At 45.8% G+C, this 24,058-nt stretch carries 22 protein-coding genes; 3 read left to right on the top strand and 19 right to left on the bottom strand.

Annotated elements, in window-relative coordinates:
- Positions 1 to 2: 2 nt before the first annotated feature.
- On the top strand, positions 3 to 482 hold the full coding sequence (locus tag IV55_RS04760) for a DUF4811 domain-containing protein (protein WP_057809872.1): 480 nt from the start codon (positions 3 to 5) through the stop codon (positions 480 to 482).
- A 479-nt stretch (positions 483 to 961) separates the two neighbouring features.
- Here IV55_RS04760 and ileS read toward each other — a convergent pair whose 3' ends face one another.
- The 16 genes from ileS to IV55_RS04680 form a co-directional block, all read right to left on the bottom strand.
- A complete protein-coding gene (gene ileS, locus IV55_RS04755) occupies positions 962 to 3,751 on the bottom strand; it encodes an isoleucine--tRNA ligase (RefSeq protein ID WP_057809870.1) in 2,790 nt (929 codons plus the stop codon).
- Positions 3,752 to 4,073: 322 nt separating this feature from the next.
- Positions 4,074 to 4,826 carry a DivIVA domain-containing protein gene (locus IV55_RS04750; protein WP_057809868.1) on the bottom strand — a complete coding sequence of 251 codons (753 nt, stop codon included), beginning with the start codon at positions 4,824 to 4,826 and terminating at the stop codon, positions 4,074 to 4,076.
- Positions 4,827 to 4,893: 67 nt separating this feature from the next.
- Positions 4,894 to 5,682: a YlmH family RNA-binding protein gene (locus IV55_RS04745; RefSeq protein WP_057809866.1), complete on the bottom strand. Its 789-nt coding sequence runs from the start codon at positions 5,680 to 5,682 to the stop codon at positions 4,894 to 4,896.
- Positions 5,683 to 5,700: 18 nt separating this feature from the next.
- On the bottom strand, positions 5,701 to 5,973 hold the full coding sequence (locus tag IV55_RS04740; protein ID WP_272946581.1) for a YggT family protein: 273 nt from the start codon (positions 5,971 to 5,973) through the stop codon (positions 5,701 to 5,703).
- 25 nt (positions 5,974 to 5,998) lie between these two features.
- Positions 5,999 to 6,421: a cell division protein SepF gene (locus tag IV55_RS04735; protein ID WP_057809864.1), complete on the bottom strand. Its 423-nt coding sequence runs from the start codon at positions 6,419 to 6,421 to the stop codon at positions 5,999 to 6,001.
- A gap of 121 nt (positions 6,422 to 6,542) precedes the next feature.
- On the bottom strand, positions 6,543 to 7,841 hold the full coding sequence (gene ftsZ / locus IV55_RS04730) for a cell division protein FtsZ (RefSeq protein WP_057809861.1): 1,299 nt from the start codon (positions 7,839 to 7,841) through the stop codon (positions 6,543 to 6,545).
- Positions 7,842 to 7,860: 19 nt separating this feature from the next.
- The gene (gene ftsA, locus IV55_RS04725; protein ID WP_057809859.1) at positions 7,861 to 9,207 is read right to left on the bottom strand and encodes a cell division protein FtsA; all 1,347 of its coding nucleotides are present in this window, start codon (positions 9,205 to 9,207) and stop codon (positions 7,861 to 7,863) included.
- Positions 9,208 to 9,426: 219 nt separating this feature from the next.
- On the bottom strand, positions 9,427 to 10,299 hold the full coding sequence (locus tag IV55_RS04720; RefSeq protein WP_146993590.1) for a cell division protein FtsQ/DivIB: 873 nt from the start codon (positions 10,297 to 10,299) through the stop codon (positions 9,427 to 9,429).
- Positions 10,300 to 10,399: 100 nt separating this feature from the next.
- A complete protein-coding gene (gene murG / locus IV55_RS04715; RefSeq protein ID WP_057809856.1) occupies positions 10,400 to 11,509 on the bottom strand; it encodes an undecaprenyldiphospho-muramoylpentapeptide beta-N-acetylglucosaminyltransferase in 1,110 nt (369 codons plus the stop codon).
- 5 nt (positions 11,510 to 11,514) lie between these two features.
- The gene (gene murD, locus IV55_RS04710; RefSeq protein ID WP_146993591.1) at positions 11,515 to 12,891 is read right to left on the bottom strand and encodes a UDP-N-acetylmuramoyl-L-alanine--D-glutamate ligase; all 1,377 of its coding nucleotides are present in this window, start codon (positions 12,889 to 12,891) and stop codon (positions 11,515 to 11,517) included.
- 104 nt (positions 12,892 to 12,995) lie between these two features.
- The gene (gene mraY / locus IV55_RS04705) at positions 12,996 to 13,964 is read right to left on the bottom strand and encodes a phospho-N-acetylmuramoyl-pentapeptide-transferase (protein ID WP_057809853.1); all 969 of its coding nucleotides are present in this window, start codon (positions 13,962 to 13,964) and stop codon (positions 12,996 to 12,998) included.
- A gap of 88 nt (positions 13,965 to 14,052) precedes the next feature.
- Positions 14,053 to 16,197 carry a penicillin-binding transpeptidase domain-containing protein gene (locus IV55_RS04700; protein ID WP_237756164.1) on the bottom strand — a complete coding sequence of 715 codons (2,145 nt, stop codon included), beginning with the start codon at positions 16,195 to 16,197 and terminating at the stop codon, positions 14,053 to 14,055.
- Positions 16,198 to 16,217: 20 nt separating this feature from the next.
- A complete protein-coding gene (gene ftsL, locus IV55_RS04695; RefSeq protein ID WP_057809850.1) occupies positions 16,218 to 16,589 on the bottom strand; it encodes a cell division protein FtsL in 372 nt (123 codons plus the stop codon).
- A gap of 47 nt (positions 16,590 to 16,636) precedes the next feature.
- Positions 16,637 to 17,584 (bottom strand): 16S rRNA (cytosine(1402)-N(4))-methyltransferase RsmH, encoded by a 948-nt coding sequence (rsmH, locus tag IV55_RS04690; RefSeq protein ID WP_057809848.1) that lies wholly within the window; start codon positions 17,582 to 17,584, stop codon positions 16,637 to 16,639.
- A 29-nt stretch (positions 17,585 to 17,613) separates the two neighbouring features.
- Positions 17,614 to 18,045, bottom strand: a complete 432-nt coding sequence (gene mraZ, locus IV55_RS04685) for a division/cell wall cluster transcriptional repressor MraZ (RefSeq protein WP_057809846.1) — start codon at positions 18,043 to 18,045, stop codon at positions 17,614 to 17,616.
- 250 nt (positions 18,046 to 18,295) lie between these two features.
- Positions 18,296 to 18,661: a DUF3397 family protein gene (locus tag IV55_RS04680; protein WP_057809844.1), complete on the bottom strand. Its 366-nt coding sequence runs from the start codon at positions 18,659 to 18,661 to the stop codon at positions 18,296 to 18,298.
- 106 nt (positions 18,662 to 18,767) lie between these two features.
- Here IV55_RS04680 and IV55_RS04675 point away from each other — a divergent pair, with 106 nt between their 5' ends.
- Positions 18,768 to 19,724, top strand: a complete 957-nt coding sequence (locus IV55_RS04675) for a magnesium transporter CorA family protein (protein ID WP_057809842.1) — start codon at positions 18,768 to 18,770, stop codon at positions 19,722 to 19,724.
- A gap of 71 nt (positions 19,725 to 19,795) precedes the next feature.
- Entirely contained in the window at positions 19,796 to 19,918 is a 123-nt protein-coding gene (locus IV55_RS04670) for a DUF4044 domain-containing protein (protein ID WP_057809840.1), read from the top strand.
- A gap of 204 nt (positions 19,919 to 20,122) precedes the next feature.
- On the opposite strand, the gene IV55_RS04665 is transcribed toward IV55_RS04670, so the two are convergent.
- The 3 genes from IV55_RS04665 to IV55_RS04655 form a co-directional block, all read right to left on the bottom strand.
- Positions 20,123 to 22,414 carry a DNA translocase FtsK gene (locus tag IV55_RS04665; RefSeq protein ID WP_057809838.1) on the bottom strand — a complete coding sequence of 764 codons (2,292 nt, stop codon included), beginning with the start codon at positions 22,412 to 22,414 and terminating at the stop codon, positions 20,123 to 20,125.
- 11 nt (positions 22,415 to 22,425) lie between these two features.
- Positions 22,426 to 22,938, bottom strand: a complete 513-nt coding sequence (locus IV55_RS04660; RefSeq protein ID WP_057809836.1) for a tRNA (cytidine(34)-2'-O)-methyltransferase — start codon at positions 22,936 to 22,938, stop codon at positions 22,426 to 22,428.
- 194 nt (positions 22,939 to 23,132) lie between these two features.
- Positions 23,133 to 23,987, bottom strand: coding sequence for a methyltransferase domain-containing protein (locus IV55_RS04655; protein ID WP_057809834.1), 855 nt, complete (start codon positions 23,985 to 23,987; stop codon positions 23,133 to 23,135).
- Positions 23,988 to 24,058: the final 71 nt, after the last annotated feature.

Genomic DNA, 24,058 nt, shown 5'->3' with positions numbered 1-24,058 from the left:
TCATGATTCTCATTGCGCTTATTATATTACCGATTAGTTTGTTCTACGTTCTATTTTTTACCAAGTCATTCCGGTGGAAGCGCGTCATCGTCCCTATTTTAAGTCTGTGTTTGATTCTCTGTGTTGGCATAATTTCCGCTAACGATGCACACCATTTTGGTGCATCCAATCGTACAACCACGACCAAGGTGTCATTGAATCAACAGCAACCATTAATGTACGTCAAACTTGGCAGCTCAGATAAAAGTCGCGTCTATCTCATTTCCAAGGGGCAACATACGGATCCAGAGCATGGTACCGTTACATTACAACACACCACTCAACAACGTCCTACGGTAATTATTAAAAAGGAAACAATGACCTATCGGACGGGCTGGCAGAAGTTCTGGTTTGGTTGGTCACGAAATGACCGGCAACTGCGTCATGTTTACTACACGTTTAAGTTACCTCGTGGGTATGCTTTGAAGCAGGTTAAACGGTAGGAATAGGTATTTAGAACGAGAAAAAGGATTGAGAAAAGCAAAATTTGCTTTTCTCAATCCTTTTAATTTTGTTGCTGTTATCTTGGTACGAAGTAGGACAGGTCGTTGGCTGTTACCATGTCAAAACGAGTTCGCCAACCTTGAATCCTGCGCAGAACCTGGCCGCTGTCCGTGGCTAAAGCCACTACCACCGTCCTTGTTCTTGCTCAGATTCAGATCAGGTTGGCTCACTCTCTGTCCTAAAACGAGTTCACAGACCCTGATTTCTGTGCATTGCCTGCCGACCGTTCGGCGTCGCTTCACGACACCTACCGCCCTGCCTGCAATTGCTCGAAATCAACCCGGGTCTGCTCACTCTCTGCTCTAAAACGAGTTCGCCAGCCCAGCCGCCTGTGCATTGCCTGGTCGCTGTCCGTGGCTAAAGCCACTACCACCGCCCCTGCAATTGCTCGGCGCCTACCGGGCTGGCTCACTCTCTGCTACTTTTCTAATCCTTCTTCAACTGACTCTGGGTAGTTGGCACGAACGATCTTTGCACACCGGTCACATAAGGCTGGGTAGGCATCGTCAACACCAACATCCGTCTTCAGCATCCGACAACGTTGACATACTTCACCATCAGCATGTTCAACCACCACGGCCACGTCATCATATTTAGCGGCTGTTTCAGGCGCTTCTTCCAATGCGTGGATGTGTAAGTCAGACACGATCAACAGCTGCGCAACGTCGCTGTGTAAGTCCTTCAGCATTGCTGCATTATGATCACTCACGTACAGCGTCAACTTAGCTTCCATTGGACGACCAATCAGCTTTGCATCACGCGCTTCTTCTAGGGACTTCAAGACATCGGAACGTAACGTCATAAAGTCAGCCCAGCGTGCAATCAAGGCCTCATTTTGCCATTCAGGTTCCACAGCTGGCATTTCTGACAACTGTGCAAATTCAACATCTTCATGCAGGAATGGCCAAATTTCTTCGGCGGTGTGTGGCAGCATTGGTGTCATCAACTTCGTCATCCGGCTAACAACTTCGTATAAAACTGTTTGCATGCTACGACGAGTAACTGAAGTTGCACCATCGATATACAAAATGTCTTTCCCAAAGTCTAGATAGAAGGCTGACAAGTCATTGGTGACAAAGGCCAATAATGACTTGTACACGTTGATGAAATCATAGTTGTTGTAATCTGCTTCCACGGATGCAACTAAGTCGTTTAAGCGACTCAACATGTACCGATCCGCACCAGCCAGGTCAGCATACGCCACCTTGTCTGTTGCTGGGTCAAAGTCCGTCAAGTTAGACAACAAGAACCGCATCGTGTTCCGCAACTTCCGATAACTTTCTGAAATTTGCGTAAAGCTATCCATCGAAACACGCACGTCGGCTGATGAGTCAACGGAAGCGACCCACAAACGTAGGATTTCCGCACCCATCTTCTTGATGATGTCATCTGGGGAAATTGTATTTCCGATAGATTTACTCATCTTCTTGCCGTCTTTATCTAGGGTGAACCCTTGGCTCATAACGGCTTTATAAGGTGCGTGCCCAGTTACGGCAACTGAAGTGATCAAACTAGAATTAAACCAACCACGATACTGATCTGAACCTTCAAGGTACAAGTCAGCTGGGTCCGTTAATTCATCACGGGCTGCTAACACAGCCTGGTGACTACTACCTGAGTCAAACCAAACATCCATGATGTCTGTTTCCTTCGTGAACTCGCCATGTGGTGAATGTTCAGAAGTAAAGCCTTCTGGCAATAACTCTTTAGCATCGTGTTCGAACCAGTAGTTAGATCCGTTTTTGGCAAACAAGTCGGCCACGTGTTCAATCGTCTCAGTCGTCATGATTGGCGTGCCATCTTCAGCATAGAAGATTGGTAATGGAACACCCCAGGCACGTTGCCGTGAGATAACCCAGTCGCCACGATCTTTAATCATGTTGTAGAGCCGTTTCTTACCCCAACCAGGGAAGAATTCGACGTCCTCTAATGCATCTAGAATTTGCTCTCTAAATGATGAGACACTGGCAAACCATTGTGGTGTTGCCCGGAAAATGATTGGCTTCTTGGTCCGCCAGTCAAATGGGTAACTGTGCATGTATGGCATGTGCTTCAGTAACAGGTTCTTTTCCTTCAACTTGTCCAAACTGATCTGGTTGGCGTCTTCATAGAACACCCCTTCAAAGCCTGGTGCTTCATCGGTCATTTTACCTTGGCTATCAACTGGTGATAACACTGGTAAGCCGTATTTACTACCGACGTTAAAGTCATCTTCCCCAAAACCAGGTGCCGTATGGACCAAACCAGTCCCAGCATCTAACGTAACAAAGTTCCCATTCATGACCAATAAATCACGGTCATAGTATGGGTGATGTGCCGTCATGTTTTCTAATTGGGCACCCTTCAACGTTTCAAGGGTTTGTACATCTTCCCAGCCAAGCGTTTCTGTTACAGAGCTCAGCAATTGTTCAGCGACAACGAACTTACGGTCATCCCCAGCAATCGTAACCACCGCATAGTCAAAGCCAGCGTCAACAGTGACCCCTTCAGAAGCAGGAATCGTCCATGGCGTCGTGGTCCAAACAACAAAGTACGTGTTGTCATCTAATAACCCATGTCCATCCTTCACCTGTTCAGCAAAGAATGCAGATGGTGATTCAACGTCCTTGTAATCAACTTCGGCTTCGGCCAAGGCTGATTCTGAGGACCATGACCAGTAAACTGGTTTTTTACCACGGAAAATGTAGCCCTTCTTCACAAATTCAGCGAAGACGCGAACCTGTGCGGCTTCATATTCAGGCTGCAGTGTAATGTATGGATGATCCCAGTCCCCTGCAACACCTAGGCGCTTGAAGCCAGTCCGTTGCTTGTCGATTTCTTTAAGCACAAATTGCCGACAGAGTTCCCGGAATTGCGCAGTCGTCATTGACTTACGGTCAACCCCTTGGTTTGTCAGTGCTTGTTCAGTTGGTAACCCATGCGTATCCCAACCTGGTACGTAAGGTGCCCGGTAGCCACTCATTGACTTGAAACGAACGATGAAATCCTTACTGATCTTGTTCATCGCATGCCCAATATGAATGTCACCATTGGCATATGGCGGGCCATCATGAAGAACGAAGCTTGGCTTCCCTTCATTTAATTTTTGTCGCTGTTCATAAACCTTATTTTCTGCCCATAAAGACTGACGTTCAGCTTCCGTAACAGGTAAATTTCCCCGCATTGGAAAGCCAGTCTTGTTTAGGTTCAATGTTTCTTTGATCCGCATTGACTTCATCTCCTTAATTTTTAATCGCTTTGAAAACACAAAAAAACTCGCCCAATATCAGGACGAGTTATTCGTGGTACCACCTAAATTTAGATTGCAACACACTAAGGCCGGTGCATAAACACACAGTCAAAGTCAGTATCACAATCCCTTGTTTCCGGGTAGCGGACGGCGCCGATGTAACTTACTGTCATAGACGTTCAGTTACATTCACCTAAAATGATCACTCAATGTGCGGTGCCGGCTGAACTCTCATCATTTGTCAGCTCGCTGTTCGGTCGCAGCATCAAGCCCTGTTTTTAGGACATGAATTTTTGTTTAATTAAAATTGATCTTTGGTTGAATCGCTAGCTGGTGCTTCAAAAGTTGGTTCTTCAGCCTGGCTTTGCGCTGGTTCTGCAGGTGCTGCACTCGCTTGCTTTTCATCAGGGAAGATCACAACTGTTTGTGGTTGTTCAGCAGGTTCGCTGGTTGGTACTGGTGCAGTTGTACCAGTGACAGCAGGTGTTGCTGCCATGTGGCTAGGCTGTGCCTTTGAAATTGCATCTTGCAATTCAGGGTATGATTCTAAGCCAGTTGGCTTCAACAATTGATTCCAGTCATCAGACTTAACTAAGTCCAATTGTGACTGCATCATAGCTGCTAAACGTGATTGGAACGTCTTTGTTTCTTCACGTAAGGCGTTACTTTCATTGTTTAAGCGAGCGGCGTTGTTGGCAGCGTCAGACGTAATCTGACCAGCCTTGGCCTGTGCTTCGGCAACAACAGCTTGTGCTTGTTGTTGGGCTTCGCGAGAGACGTTGTTGGCTTGCGCGTTAGCGTCTTGCTTAACTTTATCAGCGGCTTCTTGGGCAACCAAGATTGACTGGTTCAGTGAGTTCTTCATTTCATCGTATTGGGTCAGGTTATGATTAGCCTTGTCCAATTGGTCTTGCAAATCTTTGTTCTGATTCAAAACCTGTTGGTAGCTAGCAATCACTTCATCCAAGAAGTCATCGACCTCTTGCGCTGCGTAACCGTTACGCCCCTTACGTGTAAATTCCTTATTATGAATATCCATTGGACTTAATGCCATAGTGACTTCCTCCATCCGAAACGAAATCCGCAATTAGCTTACGTTTTCATACACTCCTAAGCATAAGTTAACTGCGCACGACTGACAAGTCGATTTTTAATTTATCTTTACGTGTTTTACCATTTATCGCATCTAAACGAACGCGACCAAAGTGTCTAACGGAAACCATGTCCCCTGCACCAAGGTCTGCATCAGGATGTAAATTCGGCATCCAGTTTAACCGAACGTCGCCGCTTTCAATGATTCCCTTCGCCCGGTTACGGGATAAGTTGAAGGCTTCTGCCACCACAGTGTCTAACCGTAATGAAGCAACCAAACCATTTAGTGGTGTCCAATCAATTTCCGGTGACACAGCGTCACTTAGTTCACGTTCACTTAAATGAACTTTGATTTTCCCGACACGGTCAACTTGGAGTTTAAAAAACTCGGCCATGTTAGCTGCGACAAATACTTGCCACACCCCTTGATCCGTTAAAATGTCACCGAAAATAGCTGTATCAATGCCCAAATTCGCTAAGGTTCCCAAAATCATTGAATGGTGTAGCTCTGCAAACTTCGTGGGATACACAATTTCAAATAATTGTAATTCGAAATCTCCCACCTGTGGTTCATAGTAATCTGGAAAAATCAGTGCCCGCTGCTGTTCAGCAGCCGGGTAGCCCCCGTTAAAGTGAGCTTTTAAACCATCAGTTCCATTGACCAGTGTTTGTAAAATATACACCTGCCGTGGGTTCAAGAAACCAGTTAGGTATGGACGATATTGCTGAGATGCAGTACTAAGCCAAGCTTGGGCCTCCTCAACAAAGGGTGCTTCTTCCGAGCGAAAATGCTGCATGATGTTTGCTTGTGTATCCATGCGCGTGTCCTATTCTCTCTATAAAGCTGTGAACAACGTGACTAGCAACCCATTAATACCATATTGCATGACGCCTAATACGATGATAGCAACCATTGGTGAAAAACTAATACCACCAATTGGCGGCACAAAATCAAACAGCCGTAAGTATGGTTCGCAAATACGAGTCAAAAATTGTCCAAAGCTACTACTATACGCTGTTGGGAACCATGACATCATTACATAAATGAACAATGCAAAGGTATATAGGTCAAAGGCCCATCCCACAACGGTGATTAACAAACTTATCAAAGAAATACCTCTGCTTTAATGACGTTTAATTAAACGTTGATGAATTCTGATCAAATTTAGTGCTCAAATCACCGGTCACTTCGAAGTTATTGGGGGTGCACAAGAAAATCGTTTCACCGACCCGCTTGATTTCACCGCTAATCGCAAACACGGCGCCGGTCAAAAAATCAACGATTCGCTTGCTGGATTGTTCATCCAACTTGTCAAAATTGACGATTACCGCTTGGTTATCAAGCAATTGAGCAGCAATCTCCTTCACGTCAGAGTAAATTCGTGGTTCAAACAACGCAATGTGGTTACTGGCGGTACTGCGACCACTCATATCAACCACTTTAGCTGGTTTTGGACGACCAGCTGGTGAACTAACTGCCTGATTATCCGCAGTTTGTGTCGTTTGCCGTTGATCTAACTCATCGGTTCCAAAGAAATTACTAAAGCTAAATGCCATGTTAATCTCCTCTAACAATAAAGTCACCCAAACACATTGAGTGACTCGTAGTTAACCTATAAATTACCGACTTTGTGCCGATTATGCAACCATTTTGATTGCAGTCTCAACACGGTTTTGACTAGTCTTTATCTTGATGACGGCGACGACGTAAGAATGGTGGTAATTCAAGTCCATCTTCATTACTGTCTTCACTGGCTGCACTAGTGGCAGCTGAATCAGCATTATCCGTGCTAAATACATCAAAATCAGGCTTATCAACACCGGCAAATTCTTCACTAGCAGCCTCGCTGGTTGGGCGGTTGTTAGTTGTTGGTTGTTGACGAATATCCCAGTTACCGAAGGGGTCGTTATTAGCAGGTGCGCTGTTTTCACTAGCAGCACTGCCAGAAACGGCTGGCCGGTTAGGGTCATCGAACACATTTGTCCGAGCTGATTGTTGGTCGCGAGCAGCCTTTTTATGGTCGATACCAGTAGCAATAACGGTCACGCGGACTTCATCACCAAGGTTTTCGTCGATTGAAGTACCAAAGATAATGTTAACGTCGGTTGTAGCAGCTTGCGCCACGATATCTGAAGCAGTTTGTGCTTCAAACAAGGACAAGTCTGGACCACCAGTGATGTTCAACAGCACTTGTTCAGCCCCATCAATGGAAACTTCCAATAATGGTGAAGAAATGGCGGCCTTGGTTGCATCCCCAGTCCGGTTTTCACCAGAAGCAGAGCCAATTCCCATTAAGGCGGTTCCTTGGTCTTGCATAACGGTCTTCACATCAGCAAAGTCCAAGTTAACGTAACCAGGAGATGTGATTAAGTCAGAAATACCTTGCACACCTTGACGCAACACGTTATCGGCTTCTTTGAAGGCATCCATCATTGGCGTCTTCTTATCAACCATTTCAAGTAAGCGGTTGTTGGCGATGATGATCAACGTATCCACGTTGTTCTTCAAGTTGGCAATACCTTCAGCAGCATACCGGCCACGCTTAGGTCCTTCAAAGGTAAAGGGACGTGTTACGACCCCAACCGTCAAAGCGCCTTGTTCTTTAGCAATCCGTGCAACAACAGGCGCAGCACCGTTACCAGTACCACCACCCATTCCGGCAGTGACGAAAATCATGTCAGCTCCAGAAAGTGCTTCAGCTAAAGCATCTTCACTTTCTTCAGCAGCTTTTTGACCAACTTCTGGGTTAGAACCTGCACCTAAACCACGAGTCAATTTTGGTCCTAATTGGATTTTAGTCGTTGCATTACTTGCGTTCAAAGCCTGAACGTCAGTGTTAGCAACGATAAAATCAACACCTGAGACATCTTCATCGATCATTCGGTTGACGGCATTGCTACCCCCACCACCGACACCGATGACCTTAATTTTTGCGCCAACCGGTAATGGTTGGTCTTGGTCGAATTCGTTTTCCATTTATGGTTCCTCCAATTACTTAATCAAAGAAGTTGCGGAAAAAGTCGCTGATGCTACCTTGACGATCTTTTTTCGGCTTCGCTGGACGTGCTTTTGGTGCCGTACTCCCAGCAGCCTGATTAGCTGCCTCGTTAGCCACGCGTTGACGCTGGCTTTGTTGCGGTTCTGTAGAAACAGGTGCCGCTTGTGGAACAAATTCGCCCATCAACGCACCGTTAACTAACCGTTGCGTCTCAGATTGTTGTCCACTGTGATTAATGAGTGCTAAGGCCGTCGCATTTTGTGGATGCCGCAAGCCCATTTGTTCTGGTACATAGATCCGCACGTTTGCACCCAAAACATCAGCTGCTAATTCAACGATGCCAGGCAAAGCCGCAACACCACCGGTTAACACCACTCCACCAGGAAGTTCCAATGCTGAAACTTCATCCAGTGACGCGCGTAACGTTTCAAAGATCTGTTGTAACCGTGCTTCAATGATTTCGGCCAAGTAGTGTTCGCTCACTTGGACGGGATCAGGTTGACCAACAACCTGCACTGGAAAACGATTATCATCACTTGCTAAGTCAGCGTTGGCAAAACCGTAGTCACGCTTCAACTGCTCTGCGTTATCTAAGGAGGTATTCAGCACGACGGAAATATCCTTCGTGATAAAGTCCCCACCCTCTTGATCAACCGTCGCATATTTCAGCTGGTGATCATGAATCACAGCAGCAGTCGTTTGACCACCACCTAAATCAATGATGACCGTACCAAAGTCTTGTTCGCCATCATTTAAGATGGTTTGTCCAAGTGCTAATGGTGTTACCGTCACATCGGCAACATGTAGACCAGCTTGTTCAACCGCTTTTTTGGCATTGTGAATAATGGTTTTAGGACCTGTGTATAACGTGCCGTGCATTTCTAAACGCACGCCCATCATGCCACGCGGATCCTTGATCTCATCGAAGCCATCCACGACAAATTCATCAGCCGCAATGGCGATGATTTCGCGTTCAGGTGGCAAGCTTTGCAACAGCGCAGCATTCGTCACGTTTTGCACATCACGATCGGTAATTTCACGTGCTTGATTACCATCAGCGACAGCGACCATGCCACTTGTTGGTTCGATTTTTAACTGGTTGGCAGGAATGCCTAACAGTACCGAATCAATTTGGACGTTGGCCTTTTGTTCAGCTTGTTGAACAGCTGCCTTAATGGCACCAGCAGCCTGATCAATATCAACGATGACACCACGACTCAAACCACGGGCTGGTTGTGTACCAGCGCCAATGACATTCATTTCGCCGTGATTACTTTCTGCGACAACAACTTTAATTGTCGTGGTTCCAATATCAAGTCCAACAAAAATTTCTGGATTATCCATGTTATCGGAACCCTCCTTTATTTGTTTGTTTCATGAAATTTGACCCAATTTGTTTTAATTTTTTTGATGCCAGAGCGTTGGCGATACAGAGAGTACCCCAACATTCCAATTACCTAAAAGTTTACCATACTTAATCAGTCTTTCGCACCCGCAAATAAAAAAACACCGCATTGTAGCGGCGTTTGGTAACACTTTCAAAGTTCTTTAAGAAAATCACGGTCATTGTGTTGCTGGTTGACCCGCTTGACTGGTTTGCTCATTTGTCGCAGTGGTCGAATCTGAAGGTGACTGACTAGTAGACGTCTCGCTTTCACTAGGCACTGACGAATCGTTAAACCCAAATGGATACGAGTACGCGCCGACCTCTAAATTGATAATGCCTTTGCCATTCATTTGACTAGCAATACCAGCATAGTATTTCATTTTCGAACGCAACGTTGACGCACTCGCATACACTTCGTTGCCGTCATTCATAAACAGATGCAATCGTTCCGGATTTGCTTTGTGCGGTGCAAAGTCAATTTGCGAAATGCCCCGCTTCACGTCTGCCGGTAAACCCGCGTACTGATGAATCACGGTCGCAAACATTGCATCATGTTTAAATCCGCCATACACCGGATAACTAGCAGTTGGATGCTGTAAGGCCGTGTGCAAGATACGCCCATTTTCAATCACAACATAATAGCGATCGCCTTTGACTAAATAACCGGCCTGGCGATATTCCTTGGCTTGCAACTGAACTTTCCCTAAGCCACTGGTTGTTACCCGAATATCTTGAATCAAATCATTATTATTACGAGCGGCCTGCAGGATTTTCCCCTGGTGTCCCCAGATGGTCCACATCGGTTGCCCGGTAATCACCCCACTAGCCGTTACAACTTGTTTCGCTGATAAATTGCGCGTGGGCTTCGCTGTGATTTGTTGAACGGCAAATAACGGTGACCCTAAAATTCCGGCGACGACAATCCCGGTGGCAAACACACCAGCCAACCAGTGACGACGATGCCGGTTCGCCATGTCGTTATGAGGTGGCTTAGGCGGCGTCGCATTGATTGGTTGTAGCGGCTTTACCGGCGGCTTTGCAATGGTCAACTTGGGGCGTCTATGGAACAGACGGCGCCACCAGGACGTTTTTTGTTTTGCTTTGACACGATTCGCGATGATCACCGCCCCTTTCAAAGATGTTTAGTTTTTACTTAGCTAACTCGGTCACAACTTTTAATAATTGATCAGCGGCATCTGGCACACCCATTTTACGAGCAGCAGCGGCCATTTTTGTGCGTTTCATTTCGTCTGTCATCAATTGATCCACGGTCGTCATCAACGTATCTGCCGACAAGTCAGCCTCCGTAATGATCTCTGCGGCGCCTTGATTAACAAGACTCATCGCGTTTTTAGTTTGATGGTCATTAGTCACATACGGGCTTGGAATCAAAATTGAGGCGATTCCCAAAGCAGTAATTTCAGCCAAACTTGTGGCACCTGCCCGACCAACAATTGCAGCAACCTTCGGCAAGACCTCTGGCATGTTACTGATGTATGGGACGACCTTCACGTTTTCAGCAAGCGTGATCTTGGCAGCTTTCATTTGTTCTTGAACATCATCAAACCGTTTTTGACCGGTCACAAATACCACTTGGTAAGGACGTTTGTTGAATTCAGGAATGGCTTTAACGCTTACTGCATTAATCTTCAACGCCCCTTGACTACCACCAAAAATCAGCAACGTTGGCACATCATCTTTCAATTCATAGCTCGACCATTGAAAGTCACTGTGCATCTGGGCAACCTGTTGTGCCCGTGGGTTTCCAGTAAAGATAACTTTTTGTTCCGGAAATTGACTTTTAGCATCCGCAAAGGCGATGGCAATCTTGTTAACAAAACGGGACAAAAATTTATTTGTGACCCCAACAACGGAATTTTGTTCATGAATCAGCGTTGGAATGCCCATCCGACTGGCCGCATATAACACGGCCGAGCTCACGTAACCACCAGTTCCAACCACAACATCCGGTTGAAAGTCCTTAATAATCTTACGCGCATCACGCACACCTTTTAAAAACAGATGAATCGTTTCTACGTTGGTGGTTATACCGTGCCAGTTCATTTTCCGTGAGAAGCCTTGTAATTTAATCGTTTCAAATTGAATCCCTCGCGCTGGCACAATTTTGCTTTCCAGTCCACGCTGTGTACCAACATAACAGACCCGTGCATGTTCATCATGAGCCTTCAAATCATCAATTAAGGCGAGGGCTGGGTAAATATGTCCCCCTGTGCCGCCACCAGATACCATTAATCGCATACAAGTTACTCCTCTTTTTGACCAGTTAACTGTTCCACAGCTTGAATGAACTTATCGCCTCGGACTTCAAAGCTTGGGAATTGATCCCATGACGCATTAGCCGGTGATAATAGCACAATATCGCCTGGTTCACTCAACTTGTACGCAACGGGTACCGCCGCCACAGCATCGTCTGCAAATTCAATCTGGGAGATACCTGCTTCTTTAGCAGCATCCGCTAATAACGTCTTCGTTTCACCAAATAAGACAATGGCCTTCACGTGTTCTTTCAAATCAGGTGCCAAACGATCAAATTTGAAGCCCCGATCCAAACCACCAGCCAACAATACAACGGGTTGTTTGAAGCCACGCAAAGCCATCTGTGTGGCTTCAATATCAGTCGCTTTTGAATCGTTATAGAATTTCCGACCGTCATGTTCCAGCACATACTGCAAGCGATGCCGCACACCGGCAAAGTGGGTTAAGACTTGGGCGATTGCCGCATTACCTTGTCCAGCAACCTTGGCAGCAGCCAATGCAGCCAGCGCATTTTCAACGTTCTGTTCGCCTGGCACGTTAATGTCAGCAACGGCCATGATTGCTTCATCACGCCACATCAGCTGACCATCTTCAACATAGGCATCTGTATCAGCGGCTCCTTGACGTGACACTTTAATAATCTGAGCAGCCGATTGCTTAGCTAGTTCATGCTGTTCTGGCAAATCCCAGTTCATGATTAAGAAATCATCTTTCGTTTGGTTCATCGTGATGCGCATCTTAGCCGCAACATATGCTTCACGACTGCCATGCCAATCGATGTGGGCCGTATACATATTCGTAATGACAGCGATGTGGGGATGCAATGTATCAATGCCTGCAAGCATAAAACTAGAAAGTTCCGTTACTAGAACATCGTCAGGACCGACTTCTTGAACAACTTCAGTCGCAGGCACACCGATATTTCCTGCGTACTTAGCCTGTCCGGTCGTGCGCCCTTCATTAAGCATGTTGGTGATCATGGTCGTCACAGTGGTTTTACCATTTGTGCCTGTAACCCCGATCAACATTGCATCATTGACCTGCGCCGCAAGTTCCACTTCAGAGATAACTGGGATCTCATGTGCAAGCGCTGCTTTAACGAGCGGATTGCTATAAGGAATTCCTGGGTTCTTAACCACCAATGCAAAGTCTTCATCCAAAAGTGACACTGGATTACTCCCAGCAATCACCCGAATGCCTTCACTAACCAAGGCTTGCGCTGCAGGATTTTCATCAAATGGCTTGGCATCATTCACCGTTACAAAAGCGCCCAATTTCTTCAATAGTTGTGCTGCGCTAGTGCCACTCTTAGCAAGTCCTAAAACGAGTACTTTTTTATTTTGATATGTGGTCACATTCTTCACAATAATCGCCCTTTTCATTTTTAACTTAAGTTATGTAAATGGCACCGTGCCAGAATGTTTTGCCATCCATTGAAACGGTGCCGATAAATTTTTCTATATTAAGCCTACCACATTGCCCAAACGCCAGTCAGCGCCAGGACAGCACCAATCGCCCAAAAAGTGCCATCGATGCGCCATTCACTCCAGCCATCAAGTTCAAACTGGTGATGAATGGGTGTCATCTTGAATAACCGTTTTCCATGTGTCAACCGGAAATATGACACCTGAATGATGACGGTTGCCGTTTCAATGACAAACACACCGCCAACCCACAGCAACGATAATTCATGATGCAACAAGATTGCGACAGCGGCCAATGAACCACCTAAGGCAAGTGATCCCATGTCACCCATGAAGATTTGTGCAGGCTTGTGGTTCCACAGCAAGAACGCTGCTAATGCACCAACAACCGCTACACAGAATAGTAATACGCCGTACTGATGCTGATGTTGCGCAATGATCGCATACGCCAAGAAGCTAATGATGGATAGCCCAGTTGCTAAACCATCGAGGCCATCCGTTAAGTTAACGGCATTTGAAAAACCAATCAGCCAGATAATAGCAAACACTGGGTAAAGTAATCCCAAAGCTACATTTCCAACAAGTGGAATGTGAAGGCTCATCGAGAACCCTTCATGCATGAAGACAATCATGAAGATGACGGCGCCAACCACTTGGCCCAATAACTTTTGCCAAGCCTTCAAGCCGTCATTTTGTCGATTGAAGACCTTGATGGAGTCATCCCACATCCCCAATAATCCGTAAAAGACCATCGTGAATAATAAGATACCTGCGCTAGTGTCTAAATCACCATGGATTAAACCAACGATAATCGTTGTGACCACCGTTGCGCTGATAAACATTAGCCCGCCCATTGTAGGCGTTCCGTTTTTCTTTTCGTGCCAGCTAAGGCCCTTTTCCCAAATCGTTTGTCCCTCACCGTGAGCCCGGAAGTACCGGATCAAAAACGGAAGAAACGCGGCCGTCAATGCAAACGCGACAACCAGTGACCAAATCCATAACCCAACTTGCATGCTTACTTTCCCACTTTCACATCAGTAATCTTCATTTTACAGCGAAAACGGTGTTAGTTAACGCTGATTTATTATTTTTTTGATTTTTCTATTTAAATTTAACCGTAATATCATTCCCAGGCTGAATGGTTTTACCTGGTGCAATGCTCTGTTCTGTGGCAAATCCACTACCAGAAGTCCGCAATGACAGTCCTGTTAACTTCGCATAGGCCAGCACATCACCCATGGACCAGCCTTTCATATCCGTGATGGTCAGATTATTACCTGCACGAAGGAAAATCCGCTGATTATTCAGTGTCTTTTGCCCAACAGCTGGTAGTTGCGCAGTGATCTTATCACCGTCACCCACAACAACCGGTGTTAACGACATATCTGTTAACGTCTTGTTCGCATCATCGACACTTTGACCAACAAGCTTCGGTACCTTAGTACTTGTTTCTTTACCACGCAGTGCCGTTGCCTGGTTCATTGCCAAGGCTTCCGTCATGACAGGACCAAACACGTCATTTTCCCATTGTGTGATGGTCTTCTCAGGCACTTGCTTTGGTTGATTAACCGTCACATACATCAAGTACCGAGGATTCTTTGCTGGAACCATCCCAATCACTGAGTTCAGCGTTGAATCCATCCCGTCCATATACTGACCGTTACTACCAACCACTTGCGCAGTCCCAGTCTTTGCGGCGACTTTGTACCCATTGATCTTAAAGTCGTGCCCCATTCCATAGGACTTATACACGTAATCAGTCATGTGGTTGCGCACCTTAGCGGCCGTTTCGGCACTAATCGCATGCCCCACCGTTTCGGTTTTACCGCGATACACTGTTTTACCTGTATTCGGGTCGACCACTTTATCCAAGTAATATGGCTTAATCATCGTTCCGTTACCTGCAATCGCTGTGTAAGCTTGCATCAATTGCATTGGTGTGACCGTGATTCCTTGTCCAAAAGCCGTATTTGCTTGCTCAATCGGTTGGGCAAACTGCATCGTCCCATGAGCTTCACCGGGTAAGCCGCTGTTCGTCGATTTCAAGAAACCAAAGTTCTTAATGTACTTTTGCCACGTAGTTGGACCCATCTGTTGTTCCAAATGCGCCATGGCTACGTTACTGGATAAATCAAATCCCTTAGAATAAGAAATCACGCCCCACCCAGCAGGATTCCAGTCTGGCACGATAGCATTCCCAATCCGGTAACGCCCTGATTGGTAAGTATCACTACCTTTGAAATGTCCTGAGTCAATGGATGCCGCCAACGAGATCCCTTTCATGGTTGACCCAGGCTCATATGGATCTGAAACCAATAAGTTGGTCCACTGCGCATCTAGACCTTCCATCGTGGTCGCATTAAAGGTTGGCCGCTGACTGGCTGCTAGAATCTTACCGGTCTTAGTATCTAACAGCATGGCAACCATGTTCTTAGGCTGCAACTTATCATTTAAAATCTGCATCTGGTTTTCCAGCAGATTTTGTAAGTCAGGATTCAAGGTTGTGTAAACATTGTCCCCATTTTTCACCGGCTTTTTGTTCTGCTGTGAATCTGGCAGCGTATAGCCCAGCGAATCATGTTTAACCTGTTTAACCCCATTTTCTCCTGAAAGTTGCTTATTTAGTTGCTGTTCTAATCCCATTTTTCCGGCTAAGGTAGTCGCACCGCCGGATAACACCGTTGGCTGTGCATAACCAATCATGTGGCTGGCAAAAATACCGTTTGGATACAACCGCGCGCTTTGTGTCGTGAAGCTCACACCATTTAAGTGAGCTGCTTCAATCGACTTTTTCGTCGCAATTGAAAGGTTCTTTCCAGCAGCACCAAATTCAACTTGGAAAGTGTTTTTGTTTTCTGGATTCAAAATTTGGGCAATCTTTTTTTCATCCATGTGCAACGCTTTACTCAGCACTTGCGCAGCCTTCGCCTTATTCGTCACATACAGCGGTTTGCCATTGGCACCCACTTGCCGCTTATTCAGCACTGCATAAACGGTATATGTATTCGTATCCATGGCGATGGGATTTTTATCAGCGTCGTAAATAGTGCCTCGCTGCGCGTGGATCGTCTGTTGCTCCGTGTACAATGCCTGCGTTTGTTTTGACAAACTGACATGCTGCACATGCTTACCAACAGAGATATAAATAAAACGAATGCCCAGCAAGATAAACACAACAAGAGTAGCAACCAACAGCACATTCCCAAAGTGCCGCCGGTTACGACGTGTGTTATCAAAGCTGGACATTTCGTTCGGGTCTCTATTCATTATTTGCTAACATTCCTTATGTTTTGGCTCGTTAAGGTTAAGCCATTTTTCTTGGCCACCGTGTCTAAACGGGTGCGGCTCGTTAGCTCGCTGATTTCTTGCGTAGCAGCCGCATTTTCATTATTCACGTGGCTCAGTTGTACTTGCGTCGTTTGTAAATTGCGTTGGGCATTCGTAATGTCAATACGTGAATGAATGATATTAACCGCAAAGCATACGATAACAATACCACAAATGGCACCCAGCAAAATTTCAAATCCGGAAATCGGCAATCGTTTAGGCGCCGCTTGTGGGGTAACCGTTTCAATTTGTTTAGGTTGTGCGCGTTGTGGTGTGCTGTATGGTTGTGCCTGCGCTAGATTTTGTGCCATTTAAATCAGCTTCCTTAATGTATGTAAGTTTAATTAATCAACAATTCTTAGTCAGCGTTGCGTTCAATAACCCGTAGCTTAGCGCTGTGTGACCGGCGATTTTCCGTCAACTCAGTGGCCGTCGCTTCAATGGGTTTGCGATTCACCAAATGAAAATCTGGTTCCATTTCTTTGGGAACGACTGGTAAGCCAGCAGGTAGTTCCGGCAATACTGTTTGTTCCTTAAACATCGTCTTGACTAAGCGATCTTCCAAAGATTGGAACGTAATACAACTGATTCGACCAGTTGGGTTCAGCAAGGTCAGCGCTTGTTCTATAGAAGCTTCTAAAGCGCCGAGCTCGTCATTAACCGCAATCCGAATGGCTTGAAAGGTCTTCTTAGCTGGATGACCACCATGACGTCTGGCTGCAGCAGGAATGGCTTCTTTAATGATGACAGCTAATTGTGTCGTCGTTTTAATCGGTGCCTCTGCGCGCACCTGTTCAATGCGCCGGGCAATCTGCTTGGCAAACTTTTCTTCACCATACCGATAGAAGATGCGCACCAACTGGCTGTATTCCCAGTCGTTAACCACTTCCATCGCTGAAAGTGCTTGATCTTGATTCATGCGCATATCGAGTGGTGCTTCTAACCGATAGCTGAAGCCACGCTTTGCATCATCGAATTGTGGAGAGCTGACTCCCAAGTCGTAAAGAATGCCATCGACTGAGCTGATTCCAAGTTGCGCCAACTGATCCTTTAATTCTCGGAAATTGGCTTTAATTAACGTTAATTTGCCAGCCGCAATTGGTTCAGCCAAATGTTCACGATTGTATGCGAGTGCCGTTTCATCTTGATCAAAGGCGTATAGATGACCGGTTGTTAATTCGCTTAAAATCTTTGCTGTATGGCCTCCGCCACCCAGTGTGCAGTCTACATACACGCCGTCTGGCTTGATCGCCAATCCTGCCACCGCTTCATTCAAGAGCACAGTTACGTGATTAAATTCTGTCATGTTAGTGCTCCTTTCAAAGTTAGTGGTAGTTAGAAATCAAAGTCGCCCATGGCCTCTGAAATTTCATCGATATTTGCTTCAGTAGCAGCGTTGTAGTCTTGCCATTTATCAGCATCCCAGATTTCAAACCGGTCTGACACACCAACAATGACACAGGCTTTGGCTAACTTCGCGTGATCACGTAAAGGCGTTGGGATGTTAATCCGACCCTGTTTGTCAAATTCACATTCCGTAGCACCGGCAAATAAGAACCGCGCAAACGCACGTGCGTCCTTTTTCGTCAGTGACAATGCCTGTGTTTTTTCGACAAGTTCATTCCAGTCGTTTTCTGCATAGCCGAACAAACAACCGTCCAGTCCCCGTGTCACCATTAGCTTGTCACCAAGTTGATTACGAAACTTGGCAGGAATGATGAGACGGCCTTTGTCATCTACATTGTGCTGAAATTCACCGATAAACATAGCCGCCCCACCTTTCTATAAATTATTCGCATGCAACCCAACATAATGTCGTTGGACTACACCCACCTTTGTTATAAAAAAAGCTTACCACATTCCCCCACTATCTACCACGTGAACTAAAAGTTTGACATCATTTTGTTACATAGCCACCGTTCACAAAATAAAATAGCGCTGATGATTGCCGTATTGACAGTCATCAACGCTATTTTTAAGAATGTGGGGAATGGGTGGGGAGTTTTCCCAAATTTTGTTATCGAACAACGACACTAATAATTGCGGCTAGTGCGTACGCACCAACCCAATACAAATCGCTCAGCCGCCAAAACACTAAGATAAAGTTTTTGTAAGGCACCGGCTTACGTCCCTGAAAGGTTCGCCAACTCGTTGCAAGACCAATGACAAACCAGATTACCAATAACCATAAAAAAATCGGCCGCACACTAATCGTGCCAACTCGTTGTGCTGTGACAATCAGTACTACCGGCAGCAAGATGTCTAACGGATGTAGCCACGCCGGCCACCAATTATTTAAAAAGCGGCGCAGCAAAAGTGCCACCATAAACAGTAAAACCAATGTTAAAAGTTCAATCAAAAGTCCATTTGAAAAACTGCGCACGCCATTTCACCTCGTCGTAAATTTCATTGTTAGTATACTGGTTTGAAAACACGCCTGCAATCGCCTATCATGTGAAACAAAGAAGCCACCCGGGAGAATATGACACATGATTGAATATTTTATTAATGATGCAGCCGGTCGTTTGCTGCCGGTTGATCAACCGCAAAAAAACTGTTGGATCAACGTTGAGCGCCCAACACATGCCGACATTCAGATGTTAGCTAGTAACTACAACATCCCCGCCAGCTACATTTCCGCAGTCTTGGATAATCGTGAAAAAGCGCGCGTCGACGGTATTGATCCACTTCGCCCACAATCAGCCTTACATCTACTACTGCAGTTTCCACGATCACAAACCAGCCCATTAGGTTACTTGACCTACGCCACCTATCCAATTTCCTTTGTGCTGACCGATAGTGCCGTAATTACCATTTCAAATGAACCCGCCGCCTTCATTCACGATTTCATTATGAGTGGCGATCAAACGGCCATTAAAATTAGTGATCGCCAAGATTTTGTTTTACGCTTCGGTTGGTATGTCGCACACTCCTTCGTCAAGGCTTTATCTGACACCGAGGTTGCCACGCGTAGTTTAGAACGACAGCTAACGACGGCTACTCACAATGACCAACTCTATAAAATCATGGCGATGCAAAAAGCACTCACCGTTTTCACCAGTGCATTAACGGATAACCGACCCGTGCTCGATCAAATCTCTGCTGCACCCGATTACTTTAACGGTCCTAAGTTTCAGGAACTGCTGAGCCAAATCATTATCGAAACAGAACAAGCACAAACGATGGCCAGTATTCAAAGTGACATTCTGGGACAATTCAGCAACATGGTCTCGGCAGTTGTGTCAAACAATCTAAACGAAGTGATGAAGTTATTAACTTCCATTACATTAGTCATGACGATTCCAACAATCATCGGTGGTATCTATGGTATGAATGTTGGACTACCCTTTGCACATCTAGCACATGCCTTTTCACTCATCATGGGCGTTACAATCGTCATCTGCATTGCAACCGCAATGACCTTGCGTCGCCACGATTGGTTCTAGTCCCCTCTTGTACTTTAAAGCGGAACACTGTACCATTAAGGATAAATTTTCAAAGGAGTTCATCCACATTCATGAGAAAAAAGAAAAAGCGTAGCGGATTTGAAAAACTAACCATGGTTGTTGTCTGGGCAATGATTATCTTGACTCTTGGCGGTGTCGTCTTGGCGGCATTGCAACCATTGAATCTGTTTTAAGTAGTTTTATGTGCACCAAAAGTCGGTCAGTCGTGATTAAAGGCGATCCTTTGGCGCACGGTTTGATAAGCTAATCTTGTAAATACGAAAAGGGCGCGAGACAAAATATTGTCTCGCGCCCTTTTGCTTTGCTGTAGATAAACAACTAAATTTATCAATGCGTTCTGGCCACTCTTGCTAAAACGCGATCAAACGACCGCTCTGTTATAGCACTTGTCTTGGTCTTGATCCGTCGGCTGGGCCTACGATTCCGCGGGCTTCCATGTCGTCGATCATGCGTGCTGCTCGGTTGTAGCCGATGCGAAAGCGGCGCTGAAGTAACGACGTTGATGCCTTCTTTTGGTCCTGCACGAAAGCCACTGCATCATCAAACAACTCATCTAACTCATCTGCATGTTCTTCGGCACTGTCATCACTCAGTTCTGCATCGCTAACCGTCATCGAATCATCATACTCTGCGGTCTGTTGAGCCTTGATGAAGTCCACCACTGCGGCAACATCCTTATCAGAGATAAACTCGCCCTGCACGCGCACCGGTTTATTTTGATCAATGGGTTCATATAACATATCCCCACGTCCCAACAGCTTTTCGGCCCCGTTTGAATCTAAAATCGTCCGCGAATCGATTCCGCTAGAAACGGCAAAGGCAATTCTAGATGGGACGTTTGCTTTAATCAACCCGGTAATAACATCAACAGATGGGCGTTGCGTTGCCAAGATCATGTGAATTCCGGCTGCCCGACCCATTTGCGCAATACGAATAATGGACCCTTCTACTTCCGATGAAACAGTCATCATCAAATCAGCCAGTTCATCAACAATCGCAACAACATATGGCATCGTCGGCTGAGCAACATTGGTATGTTCATTATTGGCCGCAGCTAATTTGTTATAGCCATCAATGTTTCGTACCCCAAAGTTTGCAAATAGCTCATAGCGCCGGGTCATTTCCTCAACCACTTTATTCAGCGCTTTAGCAGCACGCTTAGGTTCAGAAACAACTGGCGTCAAGAGATGTGGAATGTCATTATAAACTGACAGTTCCACACGTTTAGGATCAATCAGCATAAATTTAACCTGATTTGGCTTAGCCTGCATCAACAAGCTCGTGATAATTCCGTTGATGGCAACCGATTTACCAGATCCTGTCGATCCGGCAATCAGTAAATGCGGCATCTTCGTCAGATCACTCATCACAATGTTACCTGTGACATCACGCCCCAAAGGTACCGTTAGCACCTTATTAGGATGTGCTGGTTCATGTTCGATCACATCTCTGAAGGAGACCGTTAAAATTTCCTTATTTGGTACTTCAATCCCAATCAAAGATTTTCCGGGAATTGGTGCTTCAATTCGGATATCCTTGGCGGCCAAAGCAAGTGCTAAGTCATCCGCCAAGTTAACGATCTTAGAAACCTTCACCCCAATTGCGGGGTGCAACTCGTACTTAGTCACCGATGGTCCAAGGCTGACGTTTTTAACTTCAGCGTCCACTCCAAAACTCGCGAGTGTCTTTTGTAAGGTTTGTGAGTTCTTCTCGATGGCGTTGTATTCATTACTTTGATCCGTTTGTGGAATCTTAGTTAACAACGCTGCAGTAGGTAATTGATAATCGCTCAAGTCAGCACCAGGATCACCTAAATCTAACGCTGCTTGCTCTGGCTCCGGTTTATCCTTGTCAGCATGATCCGCCGCTACCGTAATCTTAGGTGGTGCCGGCGTTGGTATCGGCTTAGTCGGTGTCACTACCGGTGCTTCCACCGTTGGCGTCGTAGGTTCCGTAACCGTTGGTGCCTCAGGCTCAGCTGGTTTCTTGACCGGCTTATCTGGTGTTGCATTTTGTGTCACGGCATCCTGGACAAATCGCTGCGTCCAAGCCGCCGCCTTTTGCCCCCCAGTAACCATAAATCGCCAACTTGCAAGTAAGCCATTACTGACAGTCGCAAAAGGAATATTTAGCAATAACATCCCACCGACAAACAATAAGACGGTGGATAAGATGGCTGTTCCTAAGTTAGCCACCAGGTGATAACAGGCTGCGTACCCATAGGCACCCAGCATACCGCCACCGGTATTGCCATTTAACGTGCCACCACGAAAGTTATCACCTAACATGCCCCAAGTGAGCGCCACAAATTTCGTATGGTAGTTCAAGCCGGTAAATAACCGTAAATGATCATAAATCAAAACGCCAAAGTAAACGAGTCCGCCACCAACTAATTGTTTAACGGGTAGCTTGGGCAAATGCCCTGCCACCCCGACAATAATGCCCGCAACAATTAGTAAAATAGCTAGCACTTGATTGGTATTCCCAACCAGAATGGCCAGGCTATTAGCAATAAAAATACCACCGGCACCAAGCCGTAAAAGTCCCATCAAAGCAATCAGTGCAACTACTAGTCCAGTCACGTTCTTGGTGTATTTAAACCCAGTATTCGTTTTTTTTCTACGCGTCGTTGGACGTTTTTTGCGTGTTGTTTTTCTCCGTGTTGCCAAGGTGGTCCCCCTTACTTCAATTTATCGTTTTTGTACCAATGTGCTTGTTCAAGTTGATTAAAACCTTGTTGACGGACCACTTCGTAGATGACAATCGCGGCCGAGTTCGATAGGTTTAACGCCCGGATGTGACTATCGTCTTGCGGAATTCGAATCGCTTCGTCGGGATGCTGCCGCATAAAGGGTTCTGGCAGTCCAGTTGTTTCTTTCCCAAATAAGAACCAATAGTCATGATCTTGCTTTGCGTAATCAGGATCAACATAAGTTTGTTTAGCAAATTTGGAAACCAAGAACAGCTCGTCTTCTGCTGGAATCGCATCCATAAAGGCAGGCAAACTTTCATGATAAGTAATATCGACTTTGTCCCAGTAGTCTAGTCCAGCCCGTTTCAAATGTGCATCATCAGTAGAAAAGCCGAGTGGTTCAATCAGGTGCAAAGCAGTATCAGTCCCCGCACAAGTACGGGCAATATTACCTGTATTAGCAGGCATTAAGGGTTCAAATAACGCAATATGATTTGTCACAGTAGTTCTCCTTTAAAAGGGTTCAATAATTGCAATAACGAAAATAAAAACGTAGCCGCCTCGGTATTAAAATACAGCGAGACGCTACGTTAATGAAGTCCGAATCTGAAGATTGCTAACGAAATTGTTCGATATCAACCAACAAATGATTCCATAAGCATATTAGCACTTGTCTCGTAACCTTACAATGGCGCCTATGGAAGCGTCACCGTCAAAAGACTAACATCGACTGTCACATGATCAACAGGATGCGCCAGCAGTTGTTCTCGATGCTGCTCATCTGCACCCCAACTCAACGGTGTCATAGTCAACATGTCCTCAATGCGACTTGTTCCGATCGGAAATTCGTACTGGAGCTGCGTTTGTTTCATGTCGGGATAATGTTCAGCAAACAATTCCACCACCCGCTCATTTTCATAATGGTATTGCCGCTGACTTTCGTCGTACAATGCATGTCGCAACTCCACCAGATAATTTGCGTTTGGCACCACCTTAACCAACTGACCGCCTGGCCGAGTTACCCGCTCAAATTCTTTATAAGCCGAAGGTGAAAACAATTCAATAATTGCATCAAAGCTTTCATCATTAAATGGTAATTGCGCTAAGTCAGCTACGCAAAAGAATGCCTGACTGTCTAATTGCGTCGCTAAATTGACGCCGTCCTTTGATAAATCAAAACCAATCAAGGCATCATCTGCATTTCGACGTAACTGATCTAACTGTGCTAATGGTGTCCCTTCACCGGTTCCCACATCTAAAATCCGCTGTGCGGTAGTCGGTAATGCTTGGCTCACCGCTTCAATGATTGGGTAAAAAAGCCCTTCCGTCAGCATCCGTCGTCTTGCCGCCAACATGTTAGTGTTGTACTCCGTTGCCACTGCATGCTTCAAAAAATAAAGGCTCCCCTTTTTATTCACATCTAGCACATGATGCTCCGGGCACACTAAACTATGATCACTGATTGTTTCATATGGTTGCCCACACGTTGGACAGCGAAACATGTCCAGGTGGGTACGCACAAAATTGGTTCCTGCATCAATTTTTTTCATGTTGTTTATTATAGCATGAACCGGTGACGTGGCTGGCCTTCCAATTAAAACTCACCGGAAACTTATGGTGC

Source organism: Furfurilactobacillus siliginis, assembly GCF_001437435.1.
GTDB lineage: Bacteria > Bacillota > Bacilli > Lactobacillales > Lactobacillaceae > Furfurilactobacillus > Furfurilactobacillus siliginis.
The sequence above is the reverse complement of the archived record's forward strand: the minus strand, read 5'-3'. Positions and strand labels throughout refer to the sequence as shown.

Coding starts and splice junctions, on each gene's coding strand:
- IV55_RS04670 (WP_057809840.1), top strand. CDS start 19,796: ATGAGAAAAAAGAAAAAGCGTAGCGGATTTGAAAAACTAACCATGGTT.
- ftsL (WP_057809850.1), bottom strand. CDS start 16,589: ATGGCACAAAATCTAGCGCAGGCACAACCATACAGCACACCACAACGC.
- IV55_RS04745 (WP_057809866.1), bottom strand. CDS start 5,682: ATGGATACACAAGCAAACATCATGCAGCATTTTCGCTCGGAAGAAGCA.
- IV55_RS04750 (WP_057809868.1), bottom strand. CDS start 4,826: ATGGCATTAAGTCCAATGGATATTCATAATAAGGAATTTACACGTAAG.
- ftsZ (WP_057809861.1), bottom strand. CDS start 7,841: ATGGAAAACGAATTCGACCAAGACCAACCATTACCGGTTGGCGCAAAA.
- mraZ (WP_057809846.1), bottom strand. CDS start 18,045: ATGTTTATCGGTGAATTTCAGCACAATGTAGATGACAAAGGCCGTCTC.
- rsmH (WP_057809848.1), bottom strand. CDS start 17,584: ATGACAGAATTTAATCACGTAACTGTGCTCTTGAATGAAGCGGTGGCA.
- mraY (WP_057809853.1), bottom strand. CDS start 13,964: ATGCAAGTTGGGTTATGGATTTGGTCACTGGTTGTCGCGTTTGCATTG.
- IV55_RS04675 (WP_057809842.1), top strand. CDS start 18,768: ATGATTGAATATTTTATTAATGATGCAGCCGGTCGTTTGCTGCCGGTT.
- ileS (WP_057809870.1), bottom strand. CDS start 3,751: ATGCGGATCAAAGAAACATTGAACCTAAACAAGACTGGCTTTCCAATG.
- murG (WP_057809856.1), bottom strand. CDS start 11,509: ATGCGATTAATGGTATCTGGTGGCGGCACAGGGGGACATATTTACCCA.
- ftsA (WP_057809859.1), bottom strand. CDS start 9,207: ATGGATAATCCAGAAATTTTTGTTGGACTTGATATTGGAACCACGACA.
- IV55_RS04760 (WP_057809872.1), top strand. CDS start 3: ATGATTCTCATTGCGCTTATTATATTACCGATTAGTTTGTTCTACGTT.
- IV55_RS04735 (WP_057809864.1), bottom strand. CDS start 6,421: ATGGCATTTAGCTTTAGTAATTTCTTTGGAACCGATGAGTTAGATCAA.
- IV55_RS04655 (WP_057809834.1), bottom strand. CDS start 23,987: ATGAAAAAAATTGATGCAGGAACCAATTTTGTGCGTACCCACCTGGAC.
- IV55_RS04700 (WP_237756164.1), bottom strand. CDS start 16,197: ATGTCCAGCTTTGATAACACACGTCGTAACCGGCGGCACTTTGGGAAT.